The sequence below is a fragment of the Vibrio gelatinilyticus genome (assembly GCF_022836845.1).
Taxonomy (GTDB): Bacteria; Pseudomonadota; Gammaproteobacteria; order Enterobacterales; family Vibrionaceae; genus Vibrio; species Vibrio gelatinilyticus.
Map to the genome: position 1 here is coordinate 33892 of NZ_JAJNNZ010000012.1, position 12436 is coordinate 46327.

9 protein-coding genes and 1 tRNA gene are annotated in these 12436 nt (G+C 44.3%); 5 read left to right on the plus strand and 5 right to left on the minus strand.

Annotation, left to right across the window (positions count from 1 at the left end):
• The first annotated feature begins 55 nt into the window (after positions 1-55).
• From rpoD to ptsG, 3 genes are all read left to right on the plus strand, one after another.
• Positions 56-1909 carry an RNA polymerase sigma factor RpoD gene (gene rpoD, locus LNL84_RS14275; protein WP_244358244.1) on the plus strand — a complete coding sequence of 618 codons (1854 nt, stop codon included), beginning with the start codon at positions 56-58 and terminating at the stop codon, positions 1907-1909.
• 143 nt (positions 1910-2052) lie between these two features.
• Positions 2053-2128: transfer RNA gene (locus LNL84_RS14280), tRNA-Ile, on the plus strand.
• A 1047-nt stretch (positions 2129-3175) separates the two neighbouring features.
• The gene (gene ptsG, locus LNL84_RS14285; RefSeq protein WP_244358245.1) at positions 3176-4564 is read left to right on the plus strand and encodes a glucose-specific PTS transporter subunit IIBC; all 1389 of its coding nucleotides are present in this window, start codon (positions 3176-3178) and stop codon (positions 4562-4564) included.
• Positions 4565-4754: 190 nt separating this feature from the next.
• Here the strand turns inward: ptsG and arsB are convergent, their stop codons facing one another.
• From arsB to LNL84_RS14310, 5 genes are all read right to left on the minus strand, one after another.
• Positions 4755-5807: an ACR3 family arsenite efflux transporter gene (gene arsB / locus LNL84_RS14290; protein ID WP_244358246.1), complete on the minus strand. Its 1053-nt coding sequence runs from the start codon at positions 5805-5807 to the stop codon at positions 4755-4757.
• Positions 5808-5901: 94 nt separating this feature from the next.
• On the minus strand, positions 5902-6240 hold the full coding sequence (locus LNL84_RS14295) for an ArsR/SmtB family transcription factor (RefSeq protein ID WP_244358247.1): 339 nt from the start codon (positions 6238-6240) through the stop codon (positions 5902-5904).
• An 86-nt stretch (positions 6241-6326) separates the two neighbouring features.
• Positions 6327-7547, minus strand: a complete 1221-nt coding sequence (gene arsJ / locus LNL84_RS14300) for an organoarsenical effux MFS transporter ArsJ (protein WP_244358312.1) — start codon at positions 7545-7547, stop codon at positions 6327-6329.
• Positions 7548-7632: 85 nt separating this feature from the next.
• Positions 7633-8130, minus strand: coding sequence for a cyclin-dependent kinase inhibitor 3 family protein (locus tag LNL84_RS14305; protein ID WP_244358248.1), 498 nt, complete (start codon positions 8128-8130; stop codon positions 7633-7635).
• Positions 8130-9134 carry an ArsJ-associated glyceraldehyde-3-phosphate dehydrogenase gene (locus LNL84_RS14310; protein ID WP_244358249.1) on the minus strand — a complete coding sequence of 335 codons (1005 nt, stop codon included), beginning with the start codon at positions 9132-9134 and terminating at the stop codon, positions 8130-8132. The genes LNL84_RS14305 and LNL84_RS14310 overlap by 1 nt, the downstream gene beginning before the upstream one ends.
• Positions 9135-9421: 287 nt before the next feature.
• Here LNL84_RS14310 and LNL84_RS14315 point away from each other — a divergent pair, with 287 nt between their 5' ends.
• Both LNL84_RS14315 and pykF read left to right on the plus strand, forming a co-directional pair.
• Positions 9422-10171, plus strand: a complete 750-nt coding sequence (locus LNL84_RS14315) for a metalloregulator ArsR/SmtB family transcription factor (RefSeq protein WP_244358250.1) — start codon at positions 9422-9424, stop codon at positions 10169-10171.
• Positions 10172-11005: 834 nt separating this feature from the next.
• Positions 11006-12418 carry a pyruvate kinase PykF gene (gene pykF / locus LNL84_RS14320; RefSeq protein WP_244358251.1) on the plus strand — a complete coding sequence of 471 codons (1413 nt, stop codon included), beginning with the start codon at positions 11006-11008 and terminating at the stop codon, positions 12416-12418.
• The last annotated feature ends 18 nt before the right edge of the window (positions 12419-12436 follow it).

Consider the following 12436-nt stretch of genomic DNA (forward strand, 5'->3'; position numbering starts at 1 on the left):
TGGTTTGCATTTCGCATACTAATTCCTTCACCAGATTTTAAGTTGGATATCGTCTATGGAGCAAAGTCCGCAGTCACAGCTAAAACTGCTTGTCTTAAAGGGCAAGGAACAAGGCTATCTGACCTACGCAGAAGTAAATGACCACCTACCAGAGGAAATTGTTGACTCTGAACAGGTAGAAGACATCATTCAGATGATTAACGACATGGGTATCAAGGTAGTAGAAACTGCCCCTGATGCTGATGACTTGGCCCTCAATGATGACGAAACAGTCACCGATGAAGATGCAGCCGAAGCTGCTGCCGCTGCACTATCAAGTGTAGAGAGCGAAATCGGTCGTACGACTGATCCTGTACGTATGTATATGCGTGAAATGGGTACGGTTGAACTCCTTACTCGTGAAGGCGAGATTGATATCGCTAAGCGTATTGAAGAAGGGATCAACCAAGTTCAAATTTCTGTCGCGGAATACCCTGGTACCATCCCTTACCTTCTTGAGCAATTTGATAAAGTTCAAGCGGAAGAGCTGCGTCTAACAGATATCATCCAAGGCTTTGTTGATCCTAACGAAGAAGAGACTGCGGCACCGACTGCGACTCACATCGGCTCTGAGCTGTCAGAAGCAGATCTCGAAGATGAAGACGCAGATGCAAAAGACGCTGAAAGCGACGATGACGAAGAAGAAGAAGAAGACACTGGTATCGACCCAGAGTTGGCTTTAGAGAAGTTCACATCGCTTCGCAATGCCTATCAAGATCTGCAACTGGTTCAAAATGAACACGGCAATGACAGTCCAAAAGCGAAGCAAGCGACAGAACTTTTACAAGAAGTTTTCCGTGAATTCAGACTGACACCAAAACAGTTTGACTACTTGGTTAACGAGCTTCGCACTTCTATGGATCGCGTCCGCACTCAAGAACGTTTGATTATGCGTCAAACGGTTGAGTACGGCAAAATGCCGAAGAAATCATTCATTGCTCTATTCACCGGTAATGAATCTAACGAAGCTTGGTTCAACGAAGTCTTGTCCTCGGACAAGCCATACGTTGAAAAAGTACGTCGTAGCGAAGAAGAAATCCGTCGTTCTATCCAAAAGCTAAAGCTGATAGAAGAAGAGACATCACTGACAGTTCAAAACATCAAAGACATCAGCCGCCGTATGTCTATCGGAGAAGCGAAAGCTCGCCGAGCGAAGAAAGAGATGGTTGAAGCGAACTTACGTCTAGTAATTTCGATTGCTAAGAAGTACACAAACCGTGGTCTACAATTCTTGGATCTTATCCAAGAGGGTAACATCGGTCTGATGAAAGCCGTTGATAAATTTGAATATCGCCGTGGTTATAAGTTCTCTACTTATGCGACATGGTGGATCCGTCAGGCGATCACTCGTTCTATCGCAGATCAAGCGCGTACGATTCGTATTCCAGTACACATGATCGAAACTATCAACAAGCTAAACCGCATCTCTCGTCAAATGCTTCAAGAAATGGGCCGTGAGCCACTTCCAGAAGAATTGGCAGAACGTATGCAAATGCCTGAAGATAAGATCCGTAAAGTACTGAAAATCGCTAAAGAGCCAATCTCGATGGAAACACCAATCGGTGATGACGAAGATTCGCATCTAGGTGACTTCATCGAAGATACCACGCTAGAGTTGCCGCTAGATTCCGCGACAATGACCAGCCTACGTGTGGCAACTAAAGACGTCTTAGCAGGCTTAACTCCTCGTGAAGCAAAAGTATTGCGTATGCGTTTTGGTATCGACATGAACACTGACCATACTTTGGAAGAAGTAGGTAAACAGTTCGACGTTACCCGTGAACGTATCCGTCAAATCGAAGCGAAAGCACTACGTAAACTTCGTCACCCTAGCCGCTCAGAAACTCTGCGCAGCTTCCTAGACGAGTAATAAATACGCGATTTAGTAAAAAGGTGAGCACTAGCTCACCTTTTTTGTATCTGCCCTGTTTAAGTGATTAAAAAGCAAGCGCAATTAGCCCCAGTTACGTCTAGACAGCTTACCTGCCATCACCTATAATCATTGCCCTATACGGCCCCTTAGCTCAGTGGTTAGAGCAGTCGACTCATAATCGATTGGTCCGCAGTTCAAGTCTGCGAGGGGCCACCAAATTCGTTCGTATAAGAACAAAAAAGGCCTGAGAAGCAATAATGCTCTCAGGCCTTTTGCTTTTCTACTCTCTGTGTCGCAAATGTGGGTTTGCTATCACCCAGAGCTGCCAATAAAGCTAGCTCGTACCAAGTGCCCTATGACTTAGCTATTGGCATCGCTTCATATCGATTCCGGCCTTCATCAGAAGCTCTGTGTTTATTGGTGGGGCTAAAATTCACCTTAGGCAACAATTATTATTACCCTTCTACCTTAGACTCAAATGACGGCGTTACTTAGCCATCAATACGACTCTTGATTTACTGCTTGATCTAGATTCGACCATCGATTTAGCGTCCTAATGCTATTTTTACTCTATTAGCGACACCTGAAGCCAGCTCGCCTTAACGGTCATAAAGCCCAAGTGTGATGTCACGCAAGCAAAATCGATTTATCAAAACCAAATATACTCAAATCATGGAAATTAAATAAACTGTCTAACTTAACTTCCTAAATACTGTAATTCTTCGTTGCTGGACATTTTGTTACAAATTTCATTCAAAGAATGTGGCGTATTTCAGAAAAATTACGCCTTGTTTGCAGCTTGACGAACGGCGTGGGACAGTCAGTGTTCTTTCTAACTGCGATAAATCAAGCCACATTGCGACCTTGAATAGTTAATCAATACAATCATAAACTTAAGGCCAATGCTCCTCACAGTTCATCACAAAACCCCTCTATAAATGGCCTGTTAGACTCATGATTTACTCTATTTTCATTCGCAAAAAATCAGATTAACTTGTCCAAAACAGGAAGAAAGCGCTTACAAGTAATCGCTTTCTTCGCAAACAATATTAACAAAAATGCATCAACACCAAAGGGATCACAAAAATTTACACAAATAGCCATCACTCATATTTATGTGATTTCTGTCGGATACTTTTTTATTTCACTTTGTAAAATAAAAGCCAGTCGGGGGGTCACATTCGACTCAAACCAAAATATACAATTTTAAATAAATGCACTAATCAACTGATTAGAAATAGTTTTAACCTGGGGGAATAACATATGAACGTTTTCGGCACTATGCAGAAAATGGGTAAATCTCTAATGTTGCCAGTGGCATGTATGCCAGCGGCGGGGATTTTACTTGGTATCGGTGGCAACGCCGAAGTCGCTAAATTTTTACCTGACATTGTCGCGCAGATCATGACCGAGGCTGGTTTGGGTGTGTTTGCGAACATGGCTCTTCTATTCGCTATCGGTGTAGCTCTTGGCTTCACAAAAAATGACGGTGTTGCGGCACTTGCTGCTACGCTAGGTTACCTAACTATGGCTCGCGTACTTGGCGTTGTTGCTGAAGGCACCGACGTTGGTGTATTTGGTGGTGTTATCATGGGCTTAGTGGCAGCGCAGCTGTTTAACAAGTACCACAACATCAAGCTTCCGAGTTACCTTGGTTTCTTTGGTGGCAAGCGCTTCGTTCCAATCGTAACGTCTCTAGCAGCATGTTTTGTTGCTGGTATCCTGGCGGTAGTTTGGCAACCAATCGGTGCTGGCATCGCTGCGTTCTCACACTGGGCGGCTTACCAGTCTCCAGAACTTGCTTTCGGTATCTACGGTTTCGTAGAGCGTTCACTCATTCCATTCGGTCTACACCACATCTGGAACGCACCATTCTTCTACGAAGTAGGTTCATTCACAACTGCTGCTGGTGAAGTCGTAACGGGCGAAATCCCACGTTACCTTGCGGGTGACCCTACTGCTGGTAACCTTGCAGGTGGCTACATGTTCAAGATGTTCGGTCTTCCAGCTGCGTGTCTAGCGATGTACGTGACAGCTAAGCCTGAGAACAAGCTAAAAGTAGCTTCAATCCTTGGTTCTGCTGCTCTAACGTCTTTCCTAACAGGTATTACTGAGCCAATTGAATTCGCATTCCTATTTGTTGCTCCAATCCTATACGTTGCTCACGCTCTGATTGCTGCTACAGCTTTCCCAATGATGATCATGCTTGGCATTAAGCACGGTACAACATTCAGCCACGGTCTATTCGACTTCACGCTACTGTTCGGTAACTCTTCAAACGGTATGCTGCTAGTTGGTATGGGTCTTGTTTACGCTGTCATCTACTTTGTAGTGTTCACAACTCTTATCAAAATGTTGAACCTGAAGACTGTTGGCCGTGAAGACGAAGACATGGGCGAGATGGCTGAGATGGAAACATCTGAGCAAGCACAACTTGTACTGAAAGCTTTCGGTGGTAAAGACAACGTTGAATCTATCGATGCATGTATCACACGTCTACGTATGACCGTTAAAGATGAATCAAAAGTAGACCAAGAACGCTTGAAACAGTTAGGTGCAACCGCCGTTGTTCGTCCTTCTGAAAACAACCTACAAGCTATCTTTGGTACACACTCAGAGATTCTTAAGGGAGAGATTGAACCTCTTCTATAACGTCCCCGAAACAACTACATGAATGCTCCTGTAGTCGTTTAACCCCACTCCTCGGAGTGGGGTTTTTCATTATATCGGTCTTAAAAGATACGGCGTAGCGCATTGACACCCGAGAAGACTGTCAATCTTTCAACCAATCAGTGATTCCCAATTGGGGCCTCAGTATTTAAATCAAGATTGAATGGGTGCGTTACTTGTAGTGTTTTTTATAGCGCAGCGTGAAGTTCACCAAAGCAATCAATATTGGTACTTCAACCAAAGGACCAATAACACCAGCAAAAGCTTCAGGAGAGTTCAAACCGAATACCGCAATGGCTACGGCAATCGCCAGTTCAAAATTATTTCCTGTCGCGGTGTAAGCAATCGAAGCATTTTTATCAAATGGGACTCCCATTCGCTTAGCCACAAAGAAGCTGATAAAGAACATCAACACAAAGTAGATAATCAACGGAATTGCGACCCGAACCACTTGCATTGGTAACTCGATGATCATTTCACCTTTAAGACTAAACATAAGAACAATAGTCGCTAGCAGTGCCACCAGAGTCATTGGTGAAATCGCAGGGATAAATGTCTCTGTGTACCAGTTCTCCCCTTTGCGAGCGACCAAGATCTTACGGCTCAGAAAACCTGCTAGGAAAGGAATACCTAAATAAATCAGTACACTTTCTGCAATCTCGCCCATAGAAATATCCACCACCTGCCCTTGATACCCGAGGATTGGTGGCAATACGGTTATAAATAGCCAGGCTAAAAAGCTATAGGTTACAATTTGAAAAACGCTGTTGAGCGCCACCAGCGCTGCACCATACTCTTTGTTGCCCCCTCCTATATCATTCCATACCAGGACCATGGCAATACAGCGCGCCAAGCCAATTAGGATCACACCAGTCATCAAATGCGGCTCATCACCGAGTAAGGTAATCGCCAAAACGAACATAAGGGTTGGACCAACTAACCAGTTCATCACTAACGATAGGGTGACGGCTCGTCTGTCTTTAAATACAGTTTTCATCAAACTGTAATTCACTTTCGCCAGAGGCGGATACATCATCAATATCAAGCCAATGGCCAAGGGGATATTGGTACTGCCCACCGTCATCGAAGTATTCAATTGCGCCACATCATTGGGGAATATCACACCAACAATAACGCCTATCCCCATCGCCACAAAAATCCATAAAGTAAGAAAACGGTCAAGAAAACCGAGACTTTTGGGGTGTTCTACAGTTTGTTCGTACATCACAGACGCTCCGCAGTCAGTTAATTAAATCGTAAATCGTCGAATGACGATAATATACAGTTAGTAAGACCAGCAGAAACCAGCCACTGAATCTCTATTTAAATTGGCTATCGATAAGCGCTGAAAAGGTTAAAATACTCTGTCGCTTGATGCGATAGCACACCTTGGGCGGTGTCGGCTCAGCGCTGATAAAACCAGCCACTTTCAATATTCGTAAGTGTTCCGATACTGTCGATTGTGCTAGCCCCAACTGAGATACCAAATCGCTGTTCAGGCATCCACCATCCCGTTCTAGTGCAGACAAAATATTCAGAATTCGCAAGCGAGCGGGATGAGACAACGCCTTAGCTTGTAAAGCGATGGTTTTCTCTTTTTGTAGCTGATTCTCGCTGGCAGAAAACAGTTGGCCACTTGCTACTTTACACTGAGTCATAACACTACCTTAATCGTCATATAACGATTAAGGTACTCCCATAAAAAAAAGAGTCAATCGTTTTTAAACGATTAACTCTTTTTAAGCTATTGAGTTATTATTTTTGATGGGTTGGGTAGGCGAATGGAAATCAAAGACGTTAACACCAAAAACGCGAACGAAACCCACAAACACGCTGAAAGGCCAGCCACCTGGTATACCCACCCCGACAAAACGGTACCAATGAGCCTTCCCATAGCATTCGCCATATAGTAAAAGCCTACATCCATTGAAACACCGTCGCCTTTGGCGTAGCTAACGATCAAATAGCTGTGCAGTGAAGAGTTCACCGCAAAGATAGCGCCAAACACCATCAAACCCACCACGATAACCAACTGTGGGTGCCATTCGACTTGCACACCAAATGCGATGAGTCCAGTGACCACTGCCAAAGCGCAAACCCACCATAGAGCCGCAGACCCGTCTGGAACTCGCCCTTGCGCTTTCCCCGTTATCTTTGGAGCTATGCCTTGCACAAATCCATAAGCAATCACCCACAGCGCTAAAAAGCCACCGACCCAGGTATGATCCCAACCAAAAACGGTACCTAGATAAATAGGAAGCGCAACGACAAACCATACGTCACGGGCACCAAACAAGAACATGCGTGCGGCGGAAAGGATGTTAATACTTTCTGACTTAGAAAAAATGTGCTTAAACTTAGGTTTGGATTTCGCCTTCCCCAGTTCACTTTCTAGACCAAGTAAACTGCCGACCAAAACGAGTCCCAATATGGCGGCCATCAACAGTACAGAAAATTGGAATCCGACCAGTGATAGCAACACACCGCCAATAAAAAAGCCCGCCCCTTTTAAAGCATTTTTAGAACCTGTGAGTATCGCAACCCACTTATAAAGCGCACCTTGTTGATCATCGGGCACCAGCGTTTTGATGGCACTTTTGGCACTCATTTTATTGAGATCTTTAGCAATTCCCGATAATGCCTGTGCACCCATAACCCAAGGGATGGTTAACCATGTACTTGGTACTGCTAACATCAGCAACGCAAATATCTGCATTCCAAGTCCGATGTTCATAGTGCGGTTTAGCCCAAGCCTTGCTCCCAACCAGCCACCTACAAGGTTAGTGACGACGCCAAAGAATTCATAGAAAAGAAACAGTGAAGCTATGGCGAGGGTGCTGTAGCCAAGGTCGTGGAAATACAGCACCACCAGCATACGCAGCGCACCGTCGGTAATCGTAAAATTCCAGTAGTTAAAAGTGACCAGCATATACTGGCGAACGCTTTTGCTAAGATTGGACAACATAGTACTTCTGCCTGCTGACATTTTCGTCACCCCTACCCTTGCAGAGGTGACGAATTCATAGAGAAATGATGTTTACTTACCGAAGTTAGAACGTTGCAGCTAACGCCTCAACATAGTCGATTTGCGGCTGCTTTGTGAATGCTCCTGGTCGCAGCGCTTGAATTTCACGGCGAATTGTCTGTAAATCCCAGCCTTTCTCGAGTAGCAAATTAGCAGCCAATAGACCCGTGCGACCAGAGCCTCCCATGCAATGCATGGCGATCTTCTCATTGGCTTGAAGCGCTTGATGTAATGCCGGTGAGATACTCTTCCATAGAGTCGCAAAGTCGTCGCCTGGCGCGCGGTCATCTTCAATGGGTGTTTGGTACCACTTCATTCCTAGGGCCTGTACTTTTTCACCCAGTTCAGAGACACCTTTGTTACGCATTTCGGCATCTTCTAGTGCCGTTACCACAACAGTAACGCCTTGCTGTTTCAGTTGCGCCAACGATTCATCTAAAGAGACATCTTTAGTGCCCGGGCAAGGTGTTAGTACAAGGGCTGCATTGTCGACATTAAGTTCCCATGTAGGATGCATAATCATTACCCCGCTAATCCGACTTTACGAACCAATTCAGCTGTACGAGTTGCATAGCCCATTTCATTGTCATACCACGCATAAATTTTGACCATACGAGTGCCAACGACCATGGTCGATTGCGCATCAACAATCGTTGAACGTTGATCGCCTCTGTAATCGATAGACACCAATGGGCGCTCTTCAAAGCCAAGGATCCCTTTAAGCTCTCCTTCAGATGCTTCTTTTAGAAGAGCATTGACTTCTTGCGCTGATGTATCGCGCTTCACGTCAAAAATAATATCGGTTAGCGAGGCATTCGCCAATGGGACGCGCACGGCGTGACCGTTGATCTTATCTTTTAGCTCAGGGAATATTTCAACGATAGCGGTAGCACTGCCCGTCGTGGTTGGAATTAAGCTCATACCACAAGCACGTGCGCGGCGCAGATCTTTATGTGGAGCATCGAGGATCGTTTGGGTATTTGTTAAATCGTGAATCGTGGTAAAAGACGATTGTTCAATGCCCAATTTTTCGTGAATCACTTTCACAACCGGTGCGATGCAGTTCGTTGTGCAAGATGCCGCAGTGACGATGCGGTGAACATCAGCGTTAAAGATATCGTCGTTAATGCCAACCACGATGTTTGCAATTCCCTCTTCTTTAACAGGCGCGGAAACCACAACACGTTTTACGCCTTGTTCGAGGTACTTGTTCAAAAATTCAGTTTTACGGTGTACACCTGTCGCTTCAATCACAACATCACAACCTGACCAGTCGATAGCGTCGATATCGCGTTCTTGAGTTGTTTTGATGCGTTTTCCATCAACGATTAGCTCATCACCCTCAACCGTAACACCGTGGTGCCAGGTACCTTGAACTGAGTCGAATTCAAGCAAGTGACCGAGTGTTGTTGCATCGCCAGCAACGTCGTTAATTAAAACAAAATCGAGCTCTTGCCAGTCAAATGCTGCACGAAGCGCCAAGCGGCCAATTCGTCCAAAACCATTGATTCCTACTTTGATCGTCATATTGATGTCTCTTAATGTTGACTAACGCGTTATAGATCATTCGAAAATGACTTTTACCCGCTAAAGTTTAGTTGATAAGCAAGATACCGAAACGCACAGGAGCAAAATTGAATAAAAGTTCCTCTGCGGAATTTCCTGCTATATACTTATATGTGGATATGCGTATATATTAAATTTTGAACAGTCAGTGTCAAGGATCTTTTATTGAACTACTAAAAATTTAATAATAGCGTCCCAGTATTTTTCAATGCACTTTTTACAAGGTAAACGCGATATATGAGGGCGTCATGACACAAAAAATACTCTTTATTTGTCGAGGCAATTCAGCTCGTTCGCAACTTGCTGAAGCTATCATCAATCGCGATTACTCGGCGCAATACCATGCAGTGAGTGCCGGCAGTCACCCCAACAAAGTAGATCCTCGAACGCTAGAAACTCTCTCTCGCCATGGGTACAGCACAGACAATCTACGCTCAAAAGCAATTACTGAATTCGCGGCCGAGCAATTTGATTATGTGATTACGCTGTGCTCAGCGGCCAATCAAGAATGTGGTGTGTTTGAAAATACTGAGGAGAGTTTATTTTGGGATCTGCCGGCGCCAAGCACGCAAGACGGCGCACTGTTTGAGGGGGCGTTAAGCGATCTGCAAAAGCGAATATCTCTATTTTCTATGGTTCATGCTGCGCCGCAAGAAAGTCATTTTGATCCTCAGGTTTTGCACAAGTGCTTATCAGATCAAACTCGGCTAATGATCACCATGGCACTCTATTCTGAGATCGAGCTAAGTGTTGGTGAGCTGTGCGATGCACTGCAAGAATCTCAACCCAAAATATCTCGCGCACTGGCGGTATTACGAAACTGTGGGATCGTGGTCGATAGGAGAAAAGGGCAATGGGCGTTCTATTCCATTTCCCCCTCTTTACCACAATGGGCAACAGAAACACTCAAGCAAACTTTGATAAGTGTTGCTCCCCAGATCAAGGCTGCCTCACAATTGCTCCATCAGCACACCCATCGCCCAAGTAGGCACGTGTAATTATCTCGCCGTTCTTATTCAACATAGCTATCACGGGTAAGACGCTCGCGTAAGTTCTGGGACAGAGAATGCAGGCGGTTAGGGATTATTTCCCGTTCTACTGAGTTGACGGTGTTGATCACTATCAATATAACCATTTTAGATGTTAACCATACAACCGTAATAAAATGCGTCAATCAATGAGTTAAGTGTGGATGTGCACATAAATTTACTCATTCTTACGCTACAAATATTGGAAGTATCAAAATGACCAACATGAAACGCGGCCATGCCTATGCCTCCAATTTACGGGCATATAAACTCTAGAGTTCTCTGTTGGACTACTCAATCATCACTTCTTTCTATTCTTATGAGCGTGCCTTAACCCGATATTGATCTCAAAATAACAGCTTTCTTTAAATCTCTTTCTTTCAAGCTGATCAGACTGTCGCATAAAAACAAAATCGAATTCGAATGAAATGTTACTCGTTATTTATTTCGATGCAAAAATTAAATATAAAGCCGTAAAACCTTGTTCTAAGACAAGTCTTTTACAGTGAATTTTGATCCATTCAGTGGTAGAATTCCCGCCCGAAAAGAAAAAAAATTACAGAAATAGCGGTATTTTTTTTGCAAAGACATTGAAAATCAGTGCGCTACATCACAAAAAACCGTTATCAAAAGCAAAGCAATTGGTCATAAAATGACTAAACTTGTTGAAAGACTTTCATCTTTCAAAGGTCTGTGGACGGATGAACAATTGATAGTTCGCATGAATTAGTTAAGCGGGCGACACAGTACACAACCTTTTACACTTAATGAAATTTTAAAATTACTTACCGGAGAGTATCTTCCATGAAAAAGACCAAAATCGTATGTACGATTGGCCCTAAAACTGAATCTGTAGAGAAGCTGACTGAACTTGTAAACGCAGGCATGAACGTAATGCGCCTGAACTTCTCTCACGGTGACTTTGAAGAGCACGGTACTCGTATCGCTAACTTCCGTTCTGTAATGGAAGCGACTGGCAAACAGCTAGCTATCCTGCTTGACACTAAAGGTCCAGAAATCCGTACTATCAAACTAGAAGGTGGTGAAGACGTCAATCTAGTTGCTGGTCAAGAATTCACATTCACAACAGACGCAACTGTTGTCGGTAACAAAGATCGCGTAGCGGTAACTTACGTAGGTTTTGCAAACGACCTATCTGCTGGTAACACAATCCTGGTAGATGACGGCCTTATCGAAATGGAAGTTATCTCAACAACTGACACAGAAGTTAAGTGTAAAGTTCTTAACAACGGCGCACTTGGCGAAAACAAAGGCGTTAACCTTCCTGGCGTTTCTGTTCAGCTTCCAGCTCTATCTGAAAAAGACAAAGCTGACCTGAAATTCGGTTGTGAGCAAGGCGTTGACTTCGTAGCTGCATCTTTCATCCGTAAAGAAGAAGACGTTAAAGAAATCCGTGCTCTTCTTGATGCAAACGGTGGTTCTAACATCCACATCATTTCTAAGATTGAAAACCAAGAAGGTGTTGATAACTTCGATTCAATCCTAGAAGCTTCTGACGGTATCATGGTTGCTCGTGGTGATCTGGGTGTTGAAATCCCTGCAGAAGAAGTCATCTTCGCTCAGAAGATGATGATCGAGAAGTGTAACCGTGCACGTAAGATGGTTATTACCGCAACTCAAATGCTTGATTCTATGATTGGCAACCCACGTCCAACTCGTGCAGAAGCGGGTGACGTTGCGAACGCTGTTATGGATGGCACTGATGCTGTTATGCTTTCTGGCGAAACTGCGAAAGGTAAATACCCAGTTGAAGCTGTGACTATCATGGCACAAATCTGTTCTCGTACAGACCGCGCACTGAAAGCTGAACTAGGTTCTCGCTTAGATAGCCCACGTCTGCGTATTACTGAAGCAGTATGTAAAGGTGCGGTAGATACCGCTGAGAAACTAGCAGCACCACTAATCGTTGTTGCAACTGAGGCGGGTAAATCAGCTCGTTCAGTTCGTAAGTATTTCCCTACAGCAAACATCATTGCTGTTACAACCAACAAGAAGACAGCTGCTCAGCTAGTTCTTTGTAAAGGTGTTGCACCTGTTCTTGTGGATTCAATCAACAGCACTGATGAATTCTACATCAATGGTAAAGAGATCGCTCTGAACTCAGGCCTTGGTAAGAAAGGCGACATCGTGATCATGGTATCTGGTGCTCTTGTAGCTTCAGGCACAACAAACACGGCTTCTGTACACGTCCTATAATCGACAATACAGATTCAG

Coding starts and splice junctions, on each gene's coding strand:
- rpoD (WP_244358244.1), top strand. CDS start 56: ATGGAGCAAAGTCCGCAGTCACAGCTAAAACTGCTTGTCTTAAAGGGC.
- ptsG (WP_244358245.1), top strand. CDS start 3,176: ATGAACGTTTTCGGCACTATGCAGAAAATGGGTAAATCTCTAATGTTG.
- arsB (WP_244358246.1), bottom strand. CDS start 5,807: ATGTACGAACAAACTGTAGAACACCCCAAAAGTCTCGGTTTTCTTGAC.
- LNL84_RS14295 (WP_244358247.1), bottom strand. CDS start 6,240: ATGACTCAGTGTAAAGTAGCAAGTGGCCAACTGTTTTCTGCCAGCGAG.
- arsJ (WP_244358312.1), bottom strand. CDS start 7,547: ATGTTGTCCAATCTTAGCAAAAGCGTTCGCCAGTATATGCTGGTCACT.
- LNL84_RS14305 (WP_244358248.1), bottom strand. CDS start 8,130: ATGATTATGCATCCTACATGGGAACTTAATGTCGACAATGCAGCCCTT.
- LNL84_RS14310 (WP_244358249.1), bottom strand. CDS start 9,134: ATGACGATCAAAGTAGGAATCAATGGTTTTGGACGAATTGGCCGCTTG.
- LNL84_RS14315 (WP_244358250.1), top strand. CDS start 9,422: ATGACACAAAAAATACTCTTTATTTGTCGAGGCAATTCAGCTCGTTCG.
- pykF (WP_244358251.1), top strand. CDS start 11,006: ATGAAAAAGACCAAAATCGTATGTACGATTGGCCCTAAAACTGAATCT.